The organism is Ensifer adhaerens, assembly GCF_020035535.1.
Lineage (GTDB): Bacteria > Pseudomonadota > Alphaproteobacteria > Rhizobiales > Rhizobiaceae > Ensifer.
The window spans coordinates 1,764,994-1,789,050 of sequence record NZ_CP083350.1 but is presented as its reverse complement, the minus strand read 5'-3'; the positions used below and the strand labels follow the sequence as shown (position 1 = coordinate 1,789,050).

The following is a 24,057-nucleotide window of genomic DNA, read 5'->3' as shown; positions in this document are numbered from 1 at the left end:
AATTAAACCGAAATAAGGAAGAAGTCCAATGGATGGTAGAGCCGCTGCGGCGTCGATCGACGCCGCAAACGATGCTGCGCGCCCCAACGCCGGCAAGACTGCGACGTCACCGCTGACGCGCCCGATGTTGACCCTCTTCGCCTTTGCCTCTGGCCTGGCGGTCGCCAACGCCTATTTTGCCCACCCGCTGCTGGATGTGATGGCCGCGGATTTTAAGCTGTCGCAGACAAGCGCCGGCCTGATCGTCGGCGCGACGCAGATCGGCTACGCGCTCGGCCTGATCCTGCTCGTTCCGCTTGGCGATCTCTTCGATCGCCGCAGGGTCATCATCGTCCAGTCCCTGCTTTCCGTGGTCGCGCTCAGCTTTGTGGCCCTTTCGGCCCGTGCCGAAATGCTGATGGCCTCGATCGCCGCCGTCGGCATGCTTGCCGTATTGACGCAGGCTCTGGTCGCCTATGCGGCCAGCCTGGCCCATCCTTCGGAGCGCGGACGAGTGGTCGGGTTCGTCACCAGCGGTATCGTCATCGGCATCCTCTCCGCCCGCACGGTCGCGGGTCTTCTGACGGATCTCTCCGGCTGGCGCTCGGTCTATCTCGCATCCTGCGTCGCAACCCTGTTGATCGCCGGCCTGCTTTACAGGCTGCTGCCGCAGCAGAGACGGGAAACAAGCCAGCTCAGCTATCCCCGCCTCGTCGGTTCCACCTTCAAGCTGATCTGGGAAGAGCCGGTGCTGCGCACCCGCGGCGTGATCGCCATGCTGATCTTCGCGAATGTGACCACGCTGCTCACGCCGCTTGTTCTGCCGCTGAGTGCGCCGCCTTTCTCGATGTCCCACACCGGGGTCGGCCTCTTCGGCCTCGCAGGCATCGCCGGAGCACTGGCCGCTTCGCGGGCCGGCCATTGGGCCGATCGCGGCTTTGGCCAGACGACGACCGGAATTGCACTTACGCTCATGCTCGTCGCGTGGCTGCCGATCTCCCTGCTGGACCACTCCCTTCTCTGGCTGATCGCCGGGGTCCTCGTGCTCGACTTCGGGCTCCAGGCGGTTCACGTAACCAACCAGGCTCTGATCTATCGCATCCGCCCGGAAGCGCAGAACCGGCTGACGGCCGCCTACATGCTGTTTTATTCGCTAGGCAGCGCCATCGGGTCCTCCCTCTCCACCGTCGCCTACGCGCGGGCGGGATGGAGTGGCGTGTGCCTGATGGGCGCCACGATCAGCCTTGCCTCGCTGCTCTTCTGGCTGATGACACGGCCTTCGGGATCGAAGCATCGGGAAGAGGCGGCGTTGAACGGTTGAGTGGCGACTCCGACCGCGACAACCGGCCGAGACCGCCGTCGTCGCAGCGGAATTGCCCCAGATAACGAGAAGGCCCCGCACCATGGCGGGGCCCCTGCGGGAGCGGCAGGCCGTCGCTCCTCGACGCTATGCTGCCGGTTCGAAGTCGGTCGAGACCGATACGGCATGCCAATTCGCAAGGATTTCCGCGTCCGCTACGTGCTTGGCTTCGATCGCCGCCACCGTGTCGCTGCCGAGCGGCAGCCGTACCGGCGGATTTTCAGCATCGGCAAACGCGATCAGGACCTCAGCCAGCTTGTCGGGATTGCCCGGCTGGTTGTGGCTGATCTCCTTCGCCTTGCCGCGAACGACGCCGGCCGTTTCCGCATAGTCCTCGATCTCGATCGGGCTGACGCTGAGCGAGGTCGAATCCAGGAAGTCGGTACGGAAGTAGCCGGGCTCGATCGCCGTCGCATAAATACCGAGCGGGGCAAGCTCTGCGGCAAGCGCCTCGGTCAAGCCTTCGACCGCGAACTTCGTCGAGCAATAGACCCCGAAACCGGGGCCGCTGCGATAGCCGCCGACCGACGAGAAGTTCAGGATGCGTCCCGAACGCTGGCGGCGCATGTGCGGCAGCACGGCCCGGGTAACGGCCAGCAGGCCGAAGACGTTGGTGCGATAGAGCGCCTCGATCTCGGCGCCGCCCGCTTCTTCGACTGCCCCCAGCAGACCGTAGCCTGCATTGTTGACCAGAACATCGATCCGGCCAAAGCGTGCGATCGCCTGGCCGACCGCCTGATGCGCCTGGGCCTCATCGGTAACATCGAGCGCGACTGCCAGAAGGTTGGCTTGCTCGCCGAAACGCTCGACGATCGCCTTCGGATTGCGCGCCGTCGCGACGACCTGATCGCCCTTGGCGAGCGCCCTTTCAACAATGAGGGCACCAAATCCGCGCGATGCCCCGGTAACGAACCATGTATGCATGAGAACCTCCTGTTTGTGTCGCCGCTCCATCGTCGGCGGCTGAGAAGGTTTTACCGCGCCCTGGCTACTGAGATAATCGACTGGATTCTCCTCAAGCTGATGAATACAGTTCACCAGTGAGAACCGTATCACCGTCCGACCTGTCCTCCTTCCTGGCCTTGGCCCGGCATCGCAGCTTCCGCCGGGCCGCCGACGAGCTCGGCTGCACGCCCTCGGCCCTCAGCCATGCGCTGAAAGCGCTCGAAGAGCGTCTCGATCTCCGCCTCTTCAACCGAACGACCCGCAGCGTCGCGTTGACGGAAGCAGGCGAGCTCCTCCTCGCACGCGTCGCCCCCGCCTTCCGCGACATCGAGGATGCGCTCGACGACCTCAACAACTTCCGAGGCACACCCGTCGGGCGCCTGAAGCTCAATGCGGCGCGGGCCTCCGCGAAGATGGTGCTTCTGCCTTTGGTCGCGCGTTTTCTCGAAGCTTATCCGAAGATCAGCATCGAGATCGTCACCGACAACGATCTCGTCGACATGGTATCGGAAGGTTTCGACGCCGGCGTTCGTTTCGGCGAAGTGATTGCGCAGGACATGATCGCCGTACCGATCGGGCCACGCCAACGCACCGCAATCGTGGCAACGCCCACCTTCTTCGAGCGCTTTCCAAAACCAACCGCACCCGATCACCTGAGGCAACTCCCCTGCGTCGGGCTGCGTTTCGGCAGCGGCCGCCTCTATGCATGGGAGTTCGAGCGCGGTGGCGTGGAACTTCAGGTCGAAGTGAGCGGCCCGCTGATCGTCGACGACCAGGACATGATGGTGGATGCCGCCCTTGCCGGCGCCGGCGTGACATTCACATTCGAGGATCAGGTGCAGTCGCTGATAGACGAGGGAAAGCTTGTTCGGGTGCTTGAGGACTGGTGTCCCTACTACGGCGGCCTTTACCTATATTATCCCAGCCGGCGACAGATGCCGGCGGCACTGCGCGCCTTCGTCGATTTCATCAGGATGACCGCGGGCACCAGAACTTAGCGCGACCCGCTTCATGCGACCGACCGCACCGCGGTCGGTCCTGATACCGTCTCAGACCAAGCCGGAACCGGCAAGGCTGCCCGATCAAGGTCCCCTCTGACTACGCCCTGGCTTCCACGGCGGACGAAGTGGCCGCCGCGACGGCCAGTTCGGCCATGGCAAGTGCCGCTTCGCGCGTCGCGGCGGCCGCGATGAAGCGGCCATTGTGGCAGAAACTCGCGCCCGCGACCCCGCAAGCCGCTTCCAGATCGCCATTGGTCAGGCCAGCCCAGGCGGCAGGCAGGTCTGCGCGAAGTTCAAAGCCCTCATCGGACTTGCGAATGCCAGTCAGGCACCAGTCCTTGTCGCGCGGATGCACGACGAACAAAAGATGATCGGCACCGGACTTCACGACGGCCGGACGGAAGGGCATGCCCATCGGCAACTCGAGAACGCGACCATCACCGGCACGGGCGATTTGCTGCAAGACGAGTGCCTCGGCCCGAAGCTTGGCAGCGCGCTGCGCTACGCCGGCCTCGACGAGCGAGCGGGCAATCGCCAAGGCTGATTGAAAACCACGGTCGTCTGCCTCCTGGCCGGCCTCGTCGAAGACCGGCTTCAAGGTTTCCAACAGCGCCGGCAACGTCAGCCCCGCCAGCGGCCCAGCAACGGAAGGGTCGAGCGCGCCGTTGTCCACCAGATCGACCGGAAGCACGAAGCGTGTGTCAAAGGCCGAATGAACCGCCTCGACATGGTCTTGAGGAACGCCTGAAGCGACGAGATAGTCGCGGCCATAGTGCTTCCAGATCAGGCCGAAAGAGCTGTAGGGCTGGCCGTCTTCTCTGAGCGGCGCGCCACGCTGGTGATGATCGAAGATACCGGTAGCCGGGTCATACTGCCCCCCCACATCATAGACGATACGATCCGTACCGGGCTTGATCCACTCCGGATCCCGACTGCGGATCAGGCGCGCTTCAGGGAAAAGCCGGGTGAGAATGACGGTGGACAACAGCTCGTCGGCATGAAAGCCACCGGAATGGGTAACGAGAAACTCTGGGATCATTCCGATCGGCCTTATGGTTCGTTGAAGAGGAAGCGCACCACATAGCCATTGCTGGCTGCCACCTCAACCCACCATCGCTCCAAGCCTGCCTGGAGGCCCGCACGCGCCGGCTAGTGACCTTGGCGGTTGAGGCCCAGAACGCAGCTACTCCAGATCCATCGTGGTGAAGACCCGACAATTGTCGGGCGCAGGTGTGGCACGGCAAATTTCCGCATCGACCAGTTGGCCGACGGGCAGCTGGTCCGTCAACATCAGCTCTAGGGACAATTGATAGGGGTGGAGTCTACCAGCCGCGTTGCGCAGGCGTTCGGCCAAAGACTGGTAGCGGACGCCCATTTCTCCGTAGTAGGCCACGAGTTTGCGGGTATCGGCCTCGTTTCCGGCCAGCATCGGAATGTCATCAACGATCGTCCCTTCTCCCGCCAGCCGCCGAATGCCGGACGCAAGTACGAGCGTGCAGGCCTGCTCGCAGGCTCCAAGCGAAACTGCCTTGCCGATGTAATCGGCCCCCTTTTTGTCGTTTGCGGTACAATTCTTCTGATCGCGCTGACATCCAACGAACATGGTCGTGCCCACCGCCACGCTGAGCTTGCTCTTGCGGATGAGGCGGCCGAGTGCCATCGCAGCTGCCATGTCGCCACCGGGCGATCGCAGGACCAATGGCAGCTTGCGGCCTGCGAGCGTCTTCAAGGTTGCCTTCAGCAGGGCCGGTGTCTTCGGACCGATAGCGCCTGCGGCGGAAATCCATTCCGGACATGTCGGCTCGCACCCGGCCTGGTTAGAGCGCACGACGACAAACCGCATCTCCTGCTCTGCCGCCATTGCCGGCCGCTCCATCAACAGGCCTGCGGCCAGAAGGCAGATCAGAGCCACAACGCATTTCAGGCGGGTCGTGGCAGGACCGGGTGGAGAACTCCATACTCGCATCGCAGTCTCCAACCTAAAAGTCCCCGGGTCTAGCGCTTCAGGTCCGACATGACGAAAACCCGGCAATGGGCGGAGGCGGGCACCGTCTTGCAGACCCCGGCCGCGGTCAGCAGTTCGACCCCGCCCAGCTGCGTGATCAGCTTCATTTCCATCATCGCCACCGGCTCGATCTTGCGCATGTCGTTAGCGAACGTGATCTTCATCTGATCGATGACCGCACGCCCGACACCCATCTCCGCAAGGTAGGCCGCCAGTTCGCGCTCCTGCGCCTTGCTCATCTCATAGGTCGTGCGGGTGCCGACATTCTTTCGGCTGACGACCTTCTTGCTGGTGACTTTCTTCTTGCCGTTCACGATGCGGTACTTCTCCTGGTACCGCGTCAGGACCTGCGTGTGGACCGTGGTGATCTGGTGAACGCCGAGATATGCCCACTGGCCGACTACGCGCCGGGTGCCGCCGGCCAGCATCAGCGGACAGGCCGAGTTGCAATAGGCTCCGCCCGAATAGGCGATTCCGATATAGCGCGCACCCCTGCCGTCGTTGTCGCGGCAATCCTTCTGCTGCGGCTGGCAACCGATGAAGCGGGTCTTGCCGACCGCCACTTCCAGCTTGCGCGCCCTGATGATCCGCCCGAGCGCCAGCGCCGCATCGACATCTCCGCCGGGCGACGTCACCACGACGGGAAGGCGGCGATTGCCGATGGTTTTGAGCAGCTTCTTGAACAGTGCCGGGCTGTCGCGGACGATCGCCCCCTCGGCCGATATCCACTCCGGACAGGTTGGCTCGCACCCGGGCTGACCGCTACGAACCACGAAGAACTGCATGTCGCTGTCATCGGCTGGCGCCCCGCGAGCCGTCGCGGCGGAGGCCAAAAGCCCAACCAACAGACAGACAATGACCACTGAACGCGAGAATACTTCTCGTGGAAATGCCATGCCGATCAAAAAAGTGTACCTCTCCCGATTGTCGCGGCCCCGGATGGAGCGGCCACGCTCGATCCTGTTGCATCTGCGTGCAGCACCGGCACCAGTAAAATTCATGCTGCAAATATGACTATCAAAACAAACAGTTCTTGCGCGGTCGCCACGAGGATTGCTCCTCAGAAGGCGACAGGAGAATGAAAGTTGCGCCAGCCAATAATAAAACCAACGATAGCATGGGCCCCGAATATGAGGCAACAATCATGAAGCCAAAATCGGCTGCCTGCGTGATGCGCCCAGCCCGTCTAAATACCGGCAGCGAGACGATTAGTTGTTCGTGCGGTAGCGATCAGCAGCCGAAGGACTGGATACGCCGCCGACGCTTTGACAACATAGGTGTTCAAGGCAGGATTGCGATTCGATGACGATTTTCTTTAAGGCAGCAATTTCCGACGACGTGGCATTCGGAATGATCGAGCGGTGTTTTTCCGATCCGGACGACTATGACGCCTATCTCGATATCTTTGGCGATCACACCGAACGGACCGTTTCATGGAGCAAGGGCCGATCGGTTGAAGAGTTCAAGGCGGAGATAACCGAAGCACTGCGAACGGCTTGGGAGAGCGCGCCTTTCTGGCAGGTGTACGAACGGCGCGAAGACCGGGACGATGCCGGGACGAATGAAATCCGGCGCGCGGCCATCAATCTGACGCGCACCTATGGCGGCGTGATCGTCATCACCTTGAGCCTGCTGGGCAGACGCAACAGCACTCACGATCTCGAACTCGTGTTTGTCTGCTTCCAGGAAGACGCCCAACGCCGGAATTTTCGCGTGCGCTACGACGGGAAATTCATTCCCGCCTGATCCCTCCCGCAGCCTGGAGTGCAGCGATCAAGCGCCGATCCGCCGGCATCGCCTCTTGAATCGAGCGCCGGGCGCGTTGTCTACTTCAGGAACGCCCGGAAGCGCCGCATGGCGAAGGCAAACAGGATCGCGCCGATCAGTAGCAAGGCAAGAAGCTGCGGCCAGACCACGTCCAGCCCCGCATCGCGAAACAGAACCGCCTGCGCCAGAATGACGAAATGCGTGTTCGGCGCCGCCAGCATGATGTTCTGGATGATCTCGGGCATGCTTTCGCGCGGCGTCATGCCGCCGGACAGGGCCTGGAGCGGCAAGAGCACCAGCATCAGCAGCAGGCCGAACTGCGGCATGGAGCCGGCAATCGTGGCCAGCAGGATGCCCATCGACGTTGTCGCAAAGAGCTGCAACGCCGTTGCCAGCAGGAACAGCGCGAACGAGCCCTGCACGGGAACCGCAAGCGCGCCCTTGACGACGAATATCAGCGAGACCGCCGACGCTATGAGCACCACCAGCCCCATCGACCAGACCTTGCTGACCATGATTTCGAACGGGGTCACCGGCATGACCAGCAGGTGCTCCACAGTGCCGTGCTCGCGCTCGCGGATGAGGGCCGCGCCCGTCAAGACGATCGACAGGATGGTGATGTTGGTGATGACGTTCATGACCGCGCCGAACCAGCCCTTGTTGAGTTCGGCGTTGAAGCGGGCGCGCAGAACGAGATCGACCGGCAGCGGCGTCTCGTTGCTGTGGCGCTCTAGAAAGCCCGAGACCTCGCCGGTCACGATCTGCTGGATATAGCCGTTGCCGGAAAAGGCCTGGCTCATGCGCGTCGCGTCGACGTTGAGCTGGATGGTCGGCGAGCGACCGGCCAGGAGATCCGTCTGGAAATTCGGCGGGATGTCGAGCGCGAAGGTATCGAGCCCCTGGTCCATGCGGCGGTCCATTTCCGCCGGCGTGATCATCTGTGGCGGCACGAAATAGGGCGGATAGAAAGCCGTCGATATCCGCGTCGAAACCGGCGACTGGTCTTCGTCAACGATGGCGATCGCCGCGCGGTTCAGCGTTTCGGGCATGGCTGTCGAGCCCGTATAGACCGACAGCGTGAAGGAATAGACGATCAGGATCAGCAGGATCGGATCGCGCCAGAGCCCCCAGAGTTCCTTGATGCCGAGATGGTAGATGTGGGACAGGCGCATCGCTACCTCGCCTGCTTCTTGAGGGAGAACGTGCCGATCGCCAGCAGCACCGGCACCGCGATCAGCATCGGCACGAAGGCACCGCCGAGATCGGCGAAGCCGAGCGCCTTGGAAAAAGTGCCGCGGGCGATCGTCATGAAATGCGTGGTCGGATAGAGCTGGCCGATGAAGGCGCCCGCGCCTTCGAGCGAGGAAACCGGATCGATCATGCCGGAATACTGGATCGCCGGAATGAGCGTCAGGATCGCCGTGCCGAAGATCGCGGCGATCTGGCTCGACATGAAGGTGGAGATGACCAGCCCCATGGCCGTTGCCGCCGAGACATAGATCAGCCCCGCGACCGTCCAGGCAAGCAGGCTGCCGGTAAAGGGCACCCGGAAGACGAAGACCGCAAAAGCCGTCAGCAGCACGAAGTTGAGCATCGCCAGGGCGATATAGGGCATCTGCTTGCCGATCAGGAATTCGAGCCGCGTCACCGGCGAGACGTAGAGATTGACGATCGACCCCAGTTCCTTTTCGCGCACGACGCTGAGGGCCGAAAGCATGGCCGGGATCAACATCAGCAACAGCGGGATGACCGCCGGCACCATGGCGACGATGCTCTTGACGTCGGGATTATAGCGGAAGCGCGTCTCGATCTTGAACGCGCCCGTGGTTGCGGCCGCTCCATAGCGCTCTCGGATCTTGCCGGTCAGCCAATGGGCGTGCAGCCCCTGCACGTAGCCTTTGACCGTTTCGGCACGGCTCGCCATCGCGCCATCGATCCAGGCGGCGATTTGCACCGTGTCGCCGCGCGCCGCATCCCGGGCAAAACCCGGTGGGATCTCGATCGCGAGGCTCAGTTCGCCGTTGCGCATGCGCCGGTCCAGATCGGCATAGTCGGTGATCGGATCCTTCTCGATGAAGTAGCGCGAGCCGGCAATCTCGAGAATATACTCGCGGCTGGTCGTCGTCTGGTCGCGGTCGAGCACCGCAAAGGTAAGGTCCTCAACGTCCATGTTGATGCCGTAGCCGATGACGAACATCAGGATGACCGTGCCGATGGTGGCAAGCGTCGCGCGGATCGGATCTCGCACCAGTTCCAGCGCCTCGCGGCGGGTATAGCTGAACATGCGCCCGACGTCGAAAAAAACCGACTTCGGAGGCCGTGTCGCCTGAGCCGTTCGCTTAGCGACCGGCTCCAGCGGCGGCTTGGCCCTGACCACTGCGGGCATCGGCTGTTTCGCCCCGGCGATCGCCTCTTCCAGATAGGCGATGAAGGCCTCCTCCAGCGTCGCGGCGGAACGGCTTTTCATGATGCCCGCCGGCGTATCGCTGACGAGCACCTTGCCCGCATGCATCAACGACATGCGATCGCAGCGCATCGCTTCGTTCATGAAGTGGGTGGAGATGAAGATCGTCACCTGATCGTTGCGGGAGAGATCGACGAGGATCTGCCAGAAACTGTCGCGCGCCACGGGATCGACGCCGGAAGTCGGCTCGTCGAGGATAAGGATATCGGGCGAGTGGATCAGCGCGACCGCGAGCGACAGCCTCTGGCGTACGCCAAGCGGCAACGCGTCCGGCAAGGTTTCCATCACATCAGAGAGATCGAAACGCTTCGCCAGTTCCTCGATCCGCTTGGGAATGCTGTCCGCCGCCATACCGAACAGCTTGGCATGCAGTTCCAGGTTCTGCAGGACCGTGAGTTCGGTATAGAGCGAGAAGGCCTGCGACATGTAGCCGACGCGATGGCGCACCTCCATGTCGCGCGGATCGACCTCGCGTCCGAAGAGCTTTGCCGTGCCTTCGCTGGCGGCGAGCAGGCCCGTCAGCATCTTCATCGTCGTCGTCTTGCCGCAGCCGTTGGAGCCGAGGAAACCGAAGATCTCGCCACGGCCGATGCGGAAGCTGACATTGTCGACGGCGACGAAATCACCAAAGCGCATGGTGAGGTTGTTCGCCTCGATGGCGATGTCTTCGCCCGCGCCTTCCGGGCGCGGCGGGATGACGACGTCGTGATGCTCGCCCCTGATTTCCTCGGGCAGGAGCGCGATGAAGGCAGCGTCGAGCGTGTCGACCCCGGTCTTTGCAAGCAGTTGATCAGGCGTGCCCGTCGCCAGCACCCGGCCGGCATCCATCGCGACCAGCCAGTCGAAGCGTGCGGCCTCCTCCATATAGGCGGTCGCAACGATGACGCTCATGCCCGGCCGCTCAGCGCGGATGTCGTCGATCAGTTCCCAGAACTGTCGCCGCGACAAAGGGTCCACGCCGGTCGTCGGTTCATCGAGGATCAGGAGATCGGGATCGTGGATCAGCGCGCAGCAAAGCCCGAGCTTCTGCTTCATGCCGCCGGAGAGCTTGCCCGCGGGGCGCTCCGCGAAGGGAGCAAGCCCGGTGCTTTCGAGCAGGCTGGCTATCCGCCTTTCGCGTTCCTCGCGATCATGGCCGAAGAGTCGGCCGAAGAAATCGACGTTCTCGAAAACGGAAAGCGTCGGATAGAGGTTCTTGCCGAGGCCCTGCGGCATGTAGGCAATGCGCGGGCAGGTCCGGCGGCGATGGCCGGCATCGGCAATGTCGCCGCCAAGCACCTCGACGCTGCCCACCTGCACGGCGCGGGCGCCAGCAACGAGAGACAGCAGGCTCGATTTCCCGACGCCGTCCGGTCCGATCAGCCCGGCCATGCAGCCGGACGGAATATCCAGCGTCACCTCGTCCAGAGCCTTCGTCTTCCCATAGGAAAGGGTGACGGCGCTCAAGCGAACCACGGGCTCTGCCGGCGGCAGGCCGGCCCGATCAGGATCCGCCATCACTGCACCAGCGTGCCGGTCTGGCTCGCCGGCCACTCTGCATTCGGGTCGACCTTCACATAGGCAACGCCCGGAAGACCGGTTTTCACCATGCGGATGTACTTCTTCAGGAGTTCCTTCGGGATCTGCGCCTTGATGCGGAAGGTCAACTTCTGCCGTTCCTCGGCGGTCTCGACCGTCTTCGGCGTGAACTGCGCGACATCGGCGACATAGGAGACCTTGGCAGGAATGATGTATTGCGGGGCGGCATCCAGCACCAGCCGGACCTCGCTGCCGATCGACAGGCGGCCGGCCTGATCCGTCGGCAGGAAGAACGTCATGTAGACATCGCCGAGATCGACGAGATTGAGGACGCGTCCGCCGGCGGCCAGCACTTCGCCGGGCTGGACCACACGATACTGGATACGGCCGTCGCGCGGCGAGATCAGGGTGCTGTCGTTGATGTCGGCGATGATGCTTTCGACCGACGCCTTGGCAGCCTCGACCGCGGCTTCGGCATCAACGACCTGGGACTTCGCCGAATTGATTGCCGCGCTCGACGCGGCAAGCGAGGCTTCCGCAGCACTGGCGGCAGCACGTGCGCCTTCGGCGGTCGCCCTGTCATCATCCAGCACCTGCTGCGAAACGGTGCTCGTCCTCACGAGTTGCTCGGAGCGGGCAAGCCGCCGCTCGGCGGCGTCCAGTTGTGCCTTGCGCTGTGCCAGCACAGCCTCAGCCGCCGCCTTTTCGGCTTCGCGCTGCGTTACGAGGTTCTTAGCCGCTTCGACGCTGATGATCGCGCGCTGCTGCTGCGCTTCGGCCTGCCGCTTGTGCGCCTCCAATTGCACGGTATCCATCTGGGCGAGCACCTGCCCGGCAGTGACGAAGTCACCCTCGTCCACAAGGATTTCCTTGATCCGGCCCGCCGTCTTGGTCGAGATGTCGATCTCGACGGCCTCGATGCGTCCGTTGCCGCTGGCGATCCCGGCAGGCAGCGCATTGCGATCCATGTTCTGCCAGGCATAGTAGCCGCCGGCGAGCGCCAGAATGACCAGACCGACCAAGAACCAATTCTTCCGGGCTTTTTCCATTTCAGCGTCCCATCATCAAAACAGACCACGAGAATAGCCCGCGACCACTTAAACACAACCGGGAATAGGCCAGACGGACGAGGCTGCCGCATTGACTCATGTCAATTGCGGGTCAGCCGGGTTGGAGCCGATTACAGAACCAAATGCGGCGGTTGGTTCCTTGGGGGCCAGGCTCCAGCACCCGTCGTAGTCGCGGCTGAAAGCTTGATTGCAATGAACGGCTGGTTGGTAAACTCTGTTCCCACAGATCGTACCGGCGTCAAACGCAAGGCCGGCGGTAGCGGCGGCTGTGGTGAAGCGGTTCGGAACGTGACGCCAGGATTTGGGGCGGCGTGCGTAGGGCCGCAGCCGAGCGAAATCCAGAATGGCACTGCACATTTTTTCTCTCATAACGAGCATTTCGCCGAGGTTGTTAGTTGGACCTTAACAACTGATGACGCCTTCTGGTTGTCATAACTTCTAGTACAGGTTGATGAATGACTGACCAGATTGGTGCTGTGAGGCCGTTGTGGCCGGCATGGGCGCTCATTTTCGCCTACGGATTGACGCACATCATCGTTTACACGATCGATGCCGATCCTATCACCATCCTCTATGCGTTTCCGGCCACAGGGCTCGCGTTCATCTTGATGCGACTCGGACGCCGCCGCCCGAGCGCAACCCCGGCTGCGGGCTGGTGGTTGCCCATCATTCCCCTCGCGCTTTGGATGACATGGCACATCTTCGTTGAAGTGTTCGGCGCCTTTTCGATTCCTGCCATCCTCTTTCACCTGCAGTACGATCTCGGATCGAACGACCTCGCCTTGCAAATCGTTCTGCAGATCGTGAGCGCTGCTCTCCCCTTCGCTCTGGTCGTCACCTGCTGGATTGCGTTTGCTCGGGGCAATCCCCGGCTCCAACGTCTCGGTAGCGCGATCGTGTTGCCTCTTTTCATTCTCAACCCATTTACGCTGGCAACTGGGATCTACTTCACGCGCGCGTATTCAGCGGCCACGATTGCCCTGGACACATATTACTCAGATCCTCGGCTGGCAGTGGCACCGGCGGGAAAGCCCAAAAATCTCATCCGTATCATTCTGGAAAGCACCGAGCGGACCATTTGGCACGAAGAGGTGTTCAGCGACATTGCAGCGCCGTTGAAGAAACTGGAAAAACGCGGATTTTCAGCGATGGGAATCGAGCAGGCGGAGCTTACGGGATGGACCCTCGCTGGAATGGTGGCAAGTGATTGCGGTGTGCCGCTCTTCGGTCTTGGGGCGATCGACCGCAATGAGTTTTCAACAATTTCCGATTTCATGCCGAATGCGACATGCCTAAGCGATCTGCTTGCGAGAGACGGCTACCGACAGGTGTTCATTAAAGGAGCGCAGCTTAGTTTTTCGGGAACGGACCGGTTCCTCGCATCCCACAACTACAAGGAAGCACTCGGCTTTGACGAGTTGGCAGGCGAAGAGCGCGTAGCCGAGAATGACTGGGGATACGACGACGATCGTGTTTTTGAAATAGCGCTTCAAAGAATTGAGCAACTGAGCCGTGAGCCGAAACCGTATCAAGTAACGATCCAAACGCTGGGCGGTCACAGCCCGAAAGGCTATGTTTCAAAAAGCTGCACAACGCGCTCCGACATCATGAGCTACCCCAATGAAACCATGAGGGCGTTTGCGTGTACCAATACATTGACTGCGGAATTCATCGACCATCTGGATAAACGTGGCCTGTTGAACAATGCTGTTCTTGTCGTGCAAAGTGATCACCTTGCCATGCGCAAAGAATTTTACTCCGAACTCGAAAGGCAGGATCGGCGCAACACGCTGATCATTATTAAAGAAGGACTTTCGGGCGAAGTAAATCGCACGGCCGCCAGCATGGTCGACGTCTTCCCAACGATTCTGGACGCCATGAACTACAGGCTTCCCGACAACCGGGCCGGTTTGGGAACTTCGTTGTTTTCGTCGGAGCCCACGATCGTCGAGCAATTCGGCTTGGCCGCCTTCGACCATTCAATTCTGGCTGACACCGCATTGCGCGATCGTCTCTGGGGCCTGAGACCTTCTAACTGATCCACGTCCGCCGCGACCAAAGCAGGAGTCCCGAGGGGCGGCCCGACGTTCTCTCCCACCGTGGCCGCGCGGCTACCGCGCCAGTGCGACGCGACGTCCGCTGACGGGTTGTTCCAGCACATCCATCTGCACATCGTAAATCCGCGCCAGCTCTTCCGGCGTCATAATGTCGGAAGGCGTACCCTCGGCGATGAGGCGACCGGAATGAAGCGCCACGATGCGATCGCAAAAACGCGCGGCCATATTGATCTCGTGCAGCACCGCGATGACGGTGATGCCCTTTTCCCGGCAAAGATCGCGCGTCAGTGCCAGAACCTCGAGCTGGTGGCCGATGTCGAGCGCGGATATCGGCTCATCGAGCAGCAGGCAGGTCGCGTCCTGGGCGACGAGCATGGCGAGCCACACCCGCTGGCGCTCGCCGCCCGACAGGCTGTCGACCTCGCGGTTGACGAACGGGCCGATACCGGTGACTTCGATCGCCTCTTCCACCTTTGCCTTGTCGGCCGCGCCGAAGCGGCCGAGCGCGCCGTGCCAGGGATAGCGGCCGATTGCCACCAGTTCCCGGGCAAGCATGCCGGGCGCCGGCGGCGTATTCTGCGGCAGGTAGCCGAGCCGCCGGGCGAAAGCCCGCGTTCCCCAGCCAGCAAGCGGCTTGCCCTCGAAATCGATCCGCCCCGTCGTCGGCACGATCTGCCGCCCGATCAGCTTGAGCAGGGTCGACTTGCCGGAGCCGTTGTGGCCGATCAGCGCGATGGAATGCCCTGCCGGAATTTCCAACGTCAGCGGATGCAGCAGGTTGCGCCCGTCGATGGCGTAGCTCACATCATGAAGCGACAGGACGGCCTGGTCGCGGGCAAGAGGCGGAGCTTCAGTCGTGTGGTTCTGCATCTCTTCGTTCCGGCGCAGGATGGCTGGACCTGCTGTTTGCTCTATCGGTAGACATCATTGGTGGCGGAAGGTCGAGGCATCGATCGGGCAGGCCATGCCGCATTTCTTCAATCCATCGAGGTTGTAGCGGATGCAGCAGACCTTGCGCTGCAGGCAGGTGCCGCCCGAGGCGTCGGGGGTCGTCTGCGTCAGGCGGACCAGTGGATGGTCCGATGCCATCAGCGCCTGCATCTCGTCGAGCCGCGCGCGACATCGCCCGACATCGCGCCCAGCTGCCAGAGGTCGCGGACTTGGCTGCAGGCGCGGCAGAAGGCGTAAGACGCGTTGCTCCAGTGCACCCGCTCCGAGGTGTCTGTCACCTTCGCCATCCGCGCGATCAACGGCCTCACATTGTCTTCGACAATTGCGTGCAGATGCATGCTCAAGGAAGCGGGGGCTGCCCGCTTCAGCACGAAGCGAACGGGCGTCGCCATATCCGACAGGCCGACCTGAACGTCCGGCAAAGTCATCGAAAACCAGATGTCGTGCACGAGCCCATAGGCGATGACGGGTCGGAGCAATCGGCCGAAATAGCCTTGCGTCCACAGTGACGCGGCGGCCCGGCGGTCGCCCGGCCCCCAACGCCGCAACAGGCCATCCAGCGCGCGGGCAACCGGCCCCGGTTCGAGAATGCTGTCCAGGCTGACGAGATCATCGTCGTCAGCCGGCCAGGCGTGGCTCAAGGCCGCATCTGCGAACGGGACCGGAAGTGCCAGAAGCTGGCTCACCATCATCTCTTCCGCCCCAGAAGCCAGATGAGGTAGGGCGCGCCGACGAGCGCGGCGAAGAGACCGAGCGGCAATTCATAAGGGAAGGTCGCGGAGCGGGCGCCGAAATCGGCAAGGGCCATCAGCATGGAGCCGAGCAGGAAGGAGCCCGCCAGGTGCTGCGGCGCCGTGACGAGACCGGCGCGCAGGACGATATGCGGCGCGACCAACCCAACAAAGCTCAAGGGGCCGACGAGCAGGGACGCCGCTCCGGTCGCGGCACCCGAAAGAAGCAGGAGAAGCACGCGGCTCAAGCGTACCGACAGGCCGAGCGACAGCGCGATCGACGGCCCGAACGGCAGGATCGTCAGCCAGCGGCTCAGCATCAGCGCGACGGCAAGGACAAGCAGAGAGAGAATGCCGAGGAAAATTGCAGTCGCCGGCGTTGCCGTGGATGCCGAACCGCCGAGCCAGGAGAGAATCTGCCACGACCGCTGGTCGCCGATCGCGAGCAGCGCCGAAAGGACGGCCGAGCTGAAGGAACCGACCGCTACACCGGCAAGCAGCAATTTTTCCGGCGGCAGATGCCGGCGGCTGGCGAAGACCAGCACCGCCAGCATGGCGAGAAGCGCACCGAGACCGGCGCCGATGAAGACCGAGGCCGTGCCGCCATCCGGCGCGAAGGTAAGCGCTGCGGCGAAGCCGAGGCCGGCACCGCCGCTGACGCCGACCACTTCGGGGCTGGCCATGGCATTGCCGGTCATGCGCTGCAGGATCGCGCCGGTCACGGCAAGCAGACCGCCTGCGGCGGCAGATGCCATCAGCCGAGGCCATCTGAGCGGTGCCAGGTCGAGCGTTTCGGCCCAGCTCAGGATCTTCCAGCCATGTCCCGATGGTCCGACGAAGAATGCGACCGCGACAATGACGGGCACCAGGGCGAGAACCACAGCCAATGCCGGCATCAACCTCGCGCGACGAATGCTCTCCCGTGCCTCATGCGGCACTTCCATGCTGCGCACCTTGGGCAGAAGCCAGAGAAGCAATGGGCCGCCAACGAGTGCGGTGACCGCACCCGTCGGAAAATTCTCGCTGGAGGCGCGAGCAAGGGTCTGCACGATGCCGTCGCAGAGCCAGAGGAACAAGGCACCCGCAAGCGGCGACAGCGCGACAATCGCCGCAGGCCGGCGGGCTCCGCAGGCGCGCACGAAGGCCGGGGCGGCGAGGCCGACAAAGCTAACGAGCCCTACCGCAGCAGCGACGAAGCCGGCCAGCGCCGTAGCGATTGCAGCAATCGCAAAGCGGATACCGCCGAGGTTGACCCCCAGGCTGCGCGCACTGGTATCCCCGAGACCGAGAACCAGCAGTGGGCGGATCAGCATGCTGGCGAGCACGCCGAGAAGCGCGAACTCCAGCGCAAGGCCCTGGAACACGGACCAGTCCTGCTGGCTGAGCGACCCACCGTTCCAGGTCACGAGCGACATGAGATATTCGCCGCGCGCGAGCGTCATCGCCGCCGAGAGCGCAGCCGCCGTCACGCCCACGAGAAGACCGGAGACCACCATCGTCACCGGCTCGAAAGCCCGACGCCAGCCGAGCGCGAAGACAACCGCCGCTGCGCCGGCGGCACCGGCGAGCGCAACCAGGGTTCGGTGACCATCGACGATCTCGGGGACATAAAGCGTCGCCGCGACGATCGCGAGCTGGGCGCCCGCCGAGATGCCAAGGGTCGATGGATCAGCGAGCGGGTTGCGCAGCAATTGCTGGAGAAGCGCGCCGGAAAGACCGAGCGCTGCGCCCGCGACCAGCGCGACCGCCGCCCTTGGGAATAGGCTATAGGCGAGGATGATCTTGTCGAGGCTGAGGTCTGCAGGAGAAGCAAAGAGATCGCCCCATTGCGAGACCGGGACCTGGCTCGACGCGGCCAGCGCGAAGAGGGCGAGGCCGACCAGCAGGCTGGCCGATAGGAAAGACCATGCCCGCATCGTCATCCGCGCGGATCCCCCGCCTGCATCGCCTCGGCGAAAAGGCGCGCAAACCGCAGGCCTGCGGTGACGCCGCCATAGGGATTGACATTGGCGAGCTGGATGACACGCCCCTGGCGAACCGGCTTCAGCGAATTCCAGATGATGCTGTTTCGAAGGCCGCTGCGCGCCTCCACCGGCACCTCGGAGACGATGACGATGCGCGCATCGGGATCGGCAGCCAGGTTTTCGATCGGCACGGGCGCCGCGAAAGTAAAACGCGAGCGATCCGTCCAGGCATTCGGCAGACCCAGCCGGGCAAGCATGTCGCCGAACATGCTGTCGAAACCAAAGACGCGCACATGCCGTGCATCGCCGATGTTGACGACGTAGGTGGATCTGCCCGCGAAGGGAGCCATCGTCTGCCTGAAACCTTCGATTTCTCCGGCAATCTCCTTAAGCAGCGCTTCGGCCCTTTCCGAGCTTTCGAGCCGTTCGCCGAGCGCCTTGACCGCCGCCAGTGCCTTCTCAAAGGGCGGCTCGCCGCGAACATAGAACGACAGTGAGAAGAGCGGCGCGATCCGGCCGAGTGCTGCCTCATGACGCACATAGAACGGCGAAATCAGAATAAGGTCAGGCCGCAGAAGGTGAAGCAGTTCGAAATTAGGCGAGCCGCGCAATCCGAGATCGACGACATCGTTCGGTAACGCCGGCTCCACCGCGCCGCTTCGAAACTGGATGAGTTCCGTCGCGGCAACCGGCGTGAGGCCGAGCGCGCAGAGCGTCTCCAGCATCGCCCAGTCGATCGCGGCAATGCGCAAGGGCATGCCGGCCCGGACATCCGGCGCGGCAAGCAACAGCGCCGCGCCGAGAAGCAGTTCGCGGCGGCTGACGAAAGGACCCAATGCCCGCTCTCTCAATTCGCTACCAGCTATAGGTCAGCTTCCCCGTGAATGTGCGGCCGTCGCCGTAGTAGCAGCCGAAGGAGCTGCAGCTTGCGACATAGTCCTTGTCGAACAGATTTTGAACGTTGAGCGAGGCCTTGTAACCATTCTTCTGATAGGAGAGCGCGAAATCGGCGAGCACGACCGAATCCAGGTTGAAGGTGTTGGCGCTGTTGCCGTAGCGCTGGCCGACATAGCGCACGCCTGCCCCGACGCCGAGACCTTGAAGCGCCGTGTCTTCCTGGAAGATGTAGTTTGCCCAGAGGCTTGCCATATGCTCGGGTACGTTTTCGACGCGGTTGCCATCGTCAGCGCCGACGGCGATCCGGGCATCCGTGTAGGTATAGGCCGCACGCAGATCGAGCCCTTGCGTTATGCTGGCCACGCCTTCGAGCTCCAGACCGCGGACATTGACCTCGCCGATCTGCGAGGAAATGCCGGCAATGGTGCGCAGCACGTTCTTCTGCTTCAGGTCGTAGACGGCTGCCGTGAAGAAGCCGTTCCAGTCCGTCGGCTCATATTTCACGCCAAGCTCGACCTGCTCGCCCGAGGTCGGTTCGAAGGGCGTGCCATCCGGCCCGGCCCCGATCACCGGCTCGAAGGACGTCGAATAGCTGACATAGGGCACAACACCGTTGTCGAAGACGTAGCTGAGGCCGGCCCTGCCGGTCAGCTCGTGATCGTCCTGGTCGAGCGGACGGGAAACCCGTGTCAGCCCATTGAGCGACGTTCCTGAACTGCTGGTCCAATCCTGCCTGAGACCCAACGTTGCGCGCCAGCCTCCGAGCGCCAGCTCGTCCTGCACGTAGAGGCCAAGCTGCGAAAGTTCGCTGTCGACAGTCGTATCGAGCGTCGGCGCGATCAGCCGGATCGGCCCGCCATAGCTTGGCGAGCGCACGTCGATGGGCGTCGCCTGGAAGAAGCGGGTCCGCACATTGTTGTCGAAGTAGCGATAGTCGAGGCCGACAAGCAACGTATGGTCGACTTCGCCGGTCGAGAATTCGCCCTGCAGATTGTTGTCGACGTTGACTGTGTTGAGCGCTTCGTCCTGGAAGGTCGCGTTTCGCCGCAGCGTGCGGCCGTCAGCCGCAAGACCAAGCGTCGACATGCCGAGCGACTGGTAGTCCCAGTCGAAATCGGTGTAGCGGAAGTTCTGCCGGAAGATCCAGCTTTCGCTCAGGCGATGCTCGAGTTCGTATCCGAGGTTTGTCAGCGTGCGGCTGGAACGGTCGAAGGATTCGTCGCCGACATAGAAGTCGCGCGGCAGGCGAAAGTCGGTTGCGTTCAGAGTGTATTGCGGCGGCAGGCCCGAGGGCGTGCCGGGATTGTCGTGCTGGACGCTCGCAAGGATCGTCAGCTTGGTATCCTCGTCCGGCTGCCATGTCAGTGCCGGTGCGATGAAATAGCGGTCGTTGTCCAGTTCATCGACCTGGGCAGCGGCATTTTTGCCAACACCGGTCAGCCGGTATGCGAAATCCGAATCTTCAGCCAGCGTGCCGCCGAAATCAAAGAAGCCACCAAAGGTCTCGTAGCTGCCACCCTGCACGCCGACTTCGCCAACGGTCTCGAAGACCGGCTTTTTGCTGATCATGTTGATGATGCCGCCCGGATTGCCCTGACCGTACATGACCGAGGCGGGCCCGCGCAGAACGTCGATGTTTTCGAGCCCGTATATTTCGACTGCCGGTGCGCCGGCGGTGCGCATCATCCTCAGACCGTTCAGAAACTGGACCTGCCGGCCATCGAAACCTCGGATGATCGGCGTGTCGAAGCGCGGATCCGTACCGAAGGGCTGCGCCAGTACGCCGGGCGTATAGTTCAACGCCTGCCCCACCGTCTGGGCACCCTGCGCCTCGATCTGGTCATGGGTGATGACGGACACCGATTGCTGCGTCTCGATGAGCGGCGTGCCGGTCTTCGAAGCGGTCCGGCTCGACTTCGCCACATAGCCCTCGACGGGACCGCCGGCATCCCTGTCGCCCTTGGCGACGATCGCCTCGAGCTTGGTCTCGCTTTGCTGCTGCGCCATGGCGGCCTGTCCGGCATATCCCACCAAAGCGACGGACGTGAGCAGCAACCAATGAATGCGTGACATGTGACGACGAAAGCCTCTACGCGCCCCGTGTAGCGCGCTCAATCTGGAGTAATTTTATCATCTTTCTCAATGCAAAATTTCCCGCATTCCAATAAGTCGGCACCGGATTTTTCAGAACTATTGATTATGATATGAGGCGGCAGTATCGCTTTCAGTTATTACACCACGAGGCCTCATGTCGGCTCCAAAGTCGCCGCGCGCCGCAACCTTCGAGCTTCGGCACCTGCGTTATTTTATCGCCCTGGTGGAGGAGAAAAATTTCGAGCGCGCCGCCGCCCGGCTCGGGATTGCCCAACCCGGCCTCAGCCAGCAGATTCTCAATCTGGAAAGCCTGGTCGGCATCCCGCTGCTGAATAGGGCGAAGCGTTCGGTACAGCTGACGCTCTCCGGACAATTGCTGTTTGACGAAGCCCGAAAGATCGTCGCGCAGGCCGACCTCGCCTTGTCGGAGCTGCAGCGGGTCGGCCGCGGCCAGACCGGCAAGATATCGATCGGCTATGTCGCCTCGGCCGCCTATTCCGGCGTGTTGACGGAATCACTCACCTCTTTCCGTCAGGAGTTTCCCGACATCGAACTTCAACTTGTCGAGATCGAAATGCGCCAGCAGCTGACGATGATCGCGGAAGGCGAGCTCGACTTCGGCTACATTCGCCCGCCGGCGCCGATCCCGGCCGGCCTGATGACGACCACGGTTCTGCGCGAGCCGCTCGTGGTGGCGCTGCCGACGGCCCATCCGCTGGCCGCCCAGCATGCCATCGAGCTCGCGGCCCTCTCCGACCACACCTTCATAACCCCGCGCCAACCTGCCGATGTCGGCTTCCACTTAAACACGCTCGACGCCTGCAAGGACGCCGGCCTTACCCCGAAGATCAGCGCGACGGGCCGGGATTTCACCACCATCATGAGCATGGTCGCCGTCGGGCTCGGCAGCGCGCTCGTGCCGCAGTCGCTGCAATGCCTGCAGCTTCCCGGCGTGCGTTATGTTTCACTGGCGCGAAACCGGGTCACGTCGGATCTCGCGGTCGCCTATCGCAAGGTCGAAGGCTCGGCAGCCGTGCGCGCCTTCGTCGCCCATCACCGAGCACGGTATGGGCGAACTGCCTAGCGCTTCACACCGGCCTTCGCCGTTGGCGGCATGCGCTCAAGGATGCTGCGGATGACGTGGATCGTCGTGCGGCTTCAGGAGAAACCGGCGTGCAACATCGAGATAGCCGCGATAGACGAGGCCGCCGTTGATCATCAGAAGTGCGCCTCTGTGCCGGCGATAGAGCGCCGGGATCTGATACCAGGGAACACCCGGCCGCTGGTGATGCAGCACATGCAGATTGTTGTAGAGAAACAGGAGACCGAAGAGCGGCGTGCCTTCGACGATCGCCGTCCGCTCGTCGTGATGGCCGGCGTAACGGTGCTCCGCATAGGAGCGAAGCCTCGTCAGCGCCGCACCGACATAGACGAAGCCGAAGAGATAGAGCCAGAGCGGCATGCCGCAGACCACGAGGACCCAGATGAGCACGACGGCGACGCCTGCCGCATGCGCGAGCCAGATCCTTGTCCGCTCCCTGTCGCCCTGCACTATCTGCGCCAGCTCCTGCGCGAGGAAACTCAGGATCATGACCAATGGTCCGAGTGTCAGCCGGCCGAGCAGGGTCGTGTTCCACTCGGCAAGCTTTCGTCCCACCTTGCCCATGCCTTCCCAGGCGGCTCGGGTAAAATAGGAGGACTCCGGATCCTCGATCGGATCCGTCAGGTGTTCGTCGCGGTGATGGACGAGGTGGCCTTCCCGATAGATCCCGTAGGGCAGCCAGAGGGAGAGCGGCACCGATCCGATCGCATCGTTGATGCGTTGGTCGCGCGTCGGATGGCCGTGAATGACCTCATGCTGTAGCGACCCGTGCCAGGCAATCAGCCAACCGCCCAAGCCGATCACCACCGCGACGGGAAGTGACTGCCAGAACCAGGTCAGAGCGAGAAAACCGCCATAGATGGCCACGGCCAGGGCGACGGTCTGCCATTCGATGCGGGCGATTGCAGACAGGCTCGATTGCGGGGGCAGTGCGTCAGTCGACATAAGGTCTCCGGCCGGAAAAGCGATAGATTTCAATCGCCAATATAAAAAGCCGGCCAAGGCGAGCGCGCCGCATGACTTTGCGGCGAAGACACGCAAATGGGAATAGTGGTCGTGCGAAACGGCACGCCCTTAAAATATTTATTCTATGTAATTTGTGTTCTACAAAATCGCCGTGAGCCTGATGTTCGCGACGGCCATCACGAAGCGTCGCCGCCGAACCGTCAGGCGATCGTCGGGTATCCCTGACCGGCGGCATCGCGATCGAAAGCCGCCAGAGCCTCGTAGTCGCTATCTGCCAGCAGGCTGATGCCGCGCAGCGAAAGCGTGTCGCAGATTTCGGCAAGCTCCGGGTCGGCAATGGTTTCCGCAAGCACGCGGCGCAACAACACCAGGTCCTTCGCTGGCGTCGATGCTGCGGTGATGAACGGCAAGCCCGGACCTTTTTTTGTCTCCGCCAGGATACGCACGCCGGCGACGCGATCGGGGTCGAAGCGCAAGGTGTTGCCAAAGGTCACGCAGTCGATCGCCGCGATATCGGCGGCCCCGCTGGACACGGCGTCAATGCTCGCCACATGACCGCCGGTCTGCAGCACCGACGAGAAGAACCGGCCGTCGACCGCATGGGGCGCCACGAAGGCGCGAAACAGGTTGTAGCCGGAATTGCTGCCGGGATCGTTGATCGCCGCCCGCGCGCCGCGCAGATCCTCTATCGAACGCGCCGAGGATCCGGCGTTGACGATGATGAAGCTGCATTTGAGCGGACCATCGCAGCCCGGCAGTCCGTAGACCGGCGTCGCCACCAGTTGCACCTGACCGCGCAGGCGCTGGACATAGGGATAGCCGCAGGTCTGCGCAAACAGGAGATCCGGGCGAAGCCAAGGCTCGTCGTAGCGCATGTCCTCCTGCAAGGCCGCAGGCGCATCAAGCCCAACGGCACGGAGGCGATCCGCCAGCGTCTCCCAGAACAACCGCGTCGCGTCCTTCAGCGGCGCCGGGCTGACATACATGGCAAGGCTTGCGATGGGCATGGGCGACCTCGGAGCGACCTCGTGAAGGCGATCGAAAACCTATGCATTGCATAGACTTAATTCGCAATCGAAATCTACGCGAACCGTAATGGCCGCTCCAGCTCGCCAGCAGCATAGAAATCGCCTAGATTGTCTGCAATCGACGCAACACGTCAAATGCGGCCACATCCAGATCGAGG

General features: G+C 62.6%; 21 protein-coding genes. 6 read left to right on the top strand and 15 right to left on the bottom strand.

From position 1 onward, the window contains the following. Positions 1 to 28: 28 nt before the first annotated feature. A complete protein-coding gene (locus tag LAC81_RS28450) occupies positions 29 to 1,300 on the top strand; it encodes an MFS transporter (protein WP_223728035.1) in 1,272 nt (423 codons plus the stop codon). A gap of 126 nt (positions 1,301 to 1,426) precedes the next feature. Here the strand turns inward: LAC81_RS28450 and LAC81_RS28445 are convergent, their stop codons facing one another. Beyond that, positions 1,427 to 2,263, bottom strand: a complete 837-nt coding sequence (locus LAC81_RS28445) for an oxidoreductase (RefSeq protein WP_223728034.1) — start codon at positions 2,261 to 2,263, stop codon at positions 1,427 to 1,429. 116 nt (positions 2,264 to 2,379) lie between these two features. On the opposite strand from LAC81_RS28445, the gene LAC81_RS28440 reads away from it, so the two are divergent. Next, positions 2,380 to 3,282: a LysR family transcriptional regulator gene (locus tag LAC81_RS28440; protein WP_223728033.1), complete on the top strand. Its 903-nt coding sequence runs from the start codon at positions 2,380 to 2,382 to the stop codon at positions 3,280 to 3,282. Between the two features lie 100 nt (positions 3,283 to 3,382). Here the strand turns inward: LAC81_RS28440 and LAC81_RS28435 are convergent, their stop codons facing one another. From LAC81_RS28435 to LAC81_RS28425, 3 genes are all read right to left on the bottom strand, one after another. After that, entirely contained in the window at positions 3,383 to 4,324 is a 942-nt protein-coding gene (locus LAC81_RS28435) for an MYG1 family protein (protein WP_223728032.1), read from the bottom strand. Between the two features lie 144 nt (positions 4,325 to 4,468). Further along, positions 4,469 to 5,251 (bottom strand): hypothetical protein, encoded by a 783-nt coding sequence (locus LAC81_RS28430; RefSeq protein ID WP_223728031.1) that lies wholly within the window; start codon positions 5,249 to 5,251, stop codon positions 4,469 to 4,471. A 29-nt stretch (positions 5,252 to 5,280) separates the two neighbouring features. Next, positions 5,281 to 6,075 (bottom strand): hypothetical protein, encoded by a 795-nt coding sequence (locus LAC81_RS28425; protein WP_223728030.1) that lies wholly within the window; start codon positions 6,073 to 6,075, stop codon positions 5,281 to 5,283. A gap of 293 nt (positions 6,076 to 6,368) precedes the next feature. Between LAC81_RS28425 and LAC81_RS28420 the strand changes: the two genes are divergently transcribed. Both LAC81_RS28420 and LAC81_RS28415 read left to right on the top strand, forming a co-directional pair. Continuing rightward, the gene (locus LAC81_RS28420) at positions 6,369 to 6,596 is read left to right on the top strand and encodes a hypothetical protein (RefSeq protein WP_223728029.1); all 228 of its coding nucleotides are present in this window, start codon (positions 6,369 to 6,371) and stop codon (positions 6,594 to 6,596) included. Continuing rightward, positions 6,593 to 7,036, top strand: a complete 444-nt coding sequence (locus LAC81_RS28415) for a hypothetical protein (RefSeq protein WP_113539129.1) — start codon at positions 6,593 to 6,595, stop codon at positions 7,034 to 7,036. The genes LAC81_RS28420 and LAC81_RS28415 overlap by 4 nt, the downstream gene beginning before the upstream one ends. Before the next feature lie 80 nt (positions 7,037 to 7,116). Here LAC81_RS28415 and LAC81_RS28410 read toward each other — a convergent pair whose 3' ends face one another. From LAC81_RS28410 to LAC81_RS28400, 3 genes are read right to left on the bottom strand one after another with little or no spacing between them, the layout of a single operon-like run. Continuing rightward, positions 7,117 to 8,229 (bottom strand): ABC transporter permease, encoded by a 1,113-nt coding sequence (locus LAC81_RS28410; RefSeq protein WP_223728028.1) that lies wholly within the window; start codon positions 8,227 to 8,229, stop codon positions 7,117 to 7,119. A gap of 2 nt (positions 8,230 to 8,231) precedes the next feature. Next, entirely contained in the window at positions 8,232 to 11,018 is a 2,787-nt protein-coding gene (gene rbbA, locus LAC81_RS28405) for a ribosome-associated ATPase/putative transporter RbbA (protein ID WP_223728027.1), read from the bottom strand. Further along, the gene (locus tag LAC81_RS28400) at positions 11,018 to 12,088 is read right to left on the bottom strand and encodes an HlyD family secretion protein (protein WP_223728026.1); all 1,071 of its coding nucleotides are present in this window, start codon (positions 12,086 to 12,088) and stop codon (positions 11,018 to 11,020) included. Before LAC81_RS28400 ends, rbbA begins: the two co-directional genes overlap by 1 nt. Positions 12,089 to 12,564: 476 nt before the next feature. On the opposite strand from LAC81_RS28400, the gene LAC81_RS28395 reads away from it, so the two are divergent. Further along, complete coding sequence (locus tag LAC81_RS28395; protein WP_223728025.1) at positions 12,565 to 14,148, top strand: sulfatase-like hydrolase/transferase; 1,584 nt, start codon at positions 12,565 to 12,567, stop codon at positions 14,146 to 14,148. Between the two features lie 72 nt (positions 14,149 to 14,220). Here LAC81_RS28395 and LAC81_RS28390 read toward each other — a convergent pair whose 3' ends face one another. From LAC81_RS28390 to LAC81_RS28365, 6 genes are read right to left on the bottom strand one after another with little or no spacing between them, the layout of a single operon-like run. Next, the gene (locus tag LAC81_RS28390) at positions 14,221 to 15,036 is read right to left on the bottom strand and encodes an ATP-binding cassette domain-containing protein (RefSeq protein ID WP_223728024.1); all 816 of its coding nucleotides are present in this window, start codon (positions 15,034 to 15,036) and stop codon (positions 14,221 to 14,223) included. Between the two features lie 54 nt (positions 15,037 to 15,090). Then, entirely contained in the window at positions 15,091 to 15,255 is a 165-nt protein-coding gene (locus LAC81_RS28385; RefSeq protein WP_223728023.1) for a hypothetical protein, read from the bottom strand. After that, on the bottom strand, positions 15,255 to 15,803 hold the full coding sequence (locus LAC81_RS28380; protein ID WP_223728022.1) for an IucA/IucC family C-terminal-domain containing protein: 549 nt from the start codon (positions 15,801 to 15,803) through the stop codon (positions 15,255 to 15,257). Before LAC81_RS28380 ends, LAC81_RS28385 begins: the two co-directional genes overlap by 1 nt. 2 nt (positions 15,804 to 15,805) lie before the next feature. After that, positions 15,806 to 17,770, bottom strand: coding sequence for a Fe(3+)-hydroxamate ABC transporter permease FhuB (gene fhuB, locus LAC81_RS28375; protein WP_223728021.1), 1,965 nt, complete (start codon positions 17,768 to 17,770; stop codon positions 15,806 to 15,808). Further along, positions 17,767 to 18,648, bottom strand: coding sequence for an iron-siderophore ABC transporter substrate-binding protein (locus LAC81_RS28370; protein ID WP_419195866.1), 882 nt, complete (start codon positions 18,646 to 18,648; stop codon positions 17,767 to 17,769). The genes fhuB and LAC81_RS28370 overlap by 4 nt, the downstream gene beginning before the upstream one ends. A 19-nt stretch (positions 18,649 to 18,667) precedes the next feature. Continuing rightward, a complete protein-coding gene (locus LAC81_RS28365) occupies positions 18,668 to 20,782 on the bottom strand; it encodes a TonB-dependent siderophore receptor (RefSeq protein WP_419195867.1) in 2,115 nt (704 codons plus the stop codon). 175 nt (positions 20,783 to 20,957) lie between these two features. Here LAC81_RS28365 and LAC81_RS28360 point away from each other — a divergent pair, with 175 nt between their 5' ends. Continuing rightward, a complete protein-coding gene (locus LAC81_RS28360; RefSeq protein ID WP_223728019.1) occupies positions 20,958 to 21,887 on the top strand; it encodes a LysR family transcriptional regulator in 930 nt (309 codons plus the stop codon). Positions 21,888 to 21,923: 36 nt separating this feature from the next. Here the strand turns inward: LAC81_RS28360 and LAC81_RS28355 are convergent, their stop codons facing one another. Next, complete coding sequence (locus LAC81_RS28355; protein WP_223728018.1) at positions 21,924 to 22,850, bottom strand: fatty acid desaturase; 927 nt, start codon at positions 22,848 to 22,850, stop codon at positions 21,924 to 21,926. A 221-nt stretch (positions 22,851 to 23,071) separates the two neighbouring features. Further along, on the bottom strand, positions 23,072 to 23,878 hold the full coding sequence (locus LAC81_RS28350) for a phosphate/phosphite/phosphonate ABC transporter substrate-binding protein (RefSeq protein ID WP_223728017.1): 807 nt from the start codon (positions 23,876 to 23,878) through the stop codon (positions 23,072 to 23,074). Positions 23,879 to 24,057 lie beyond the last annotated feature (179 nt).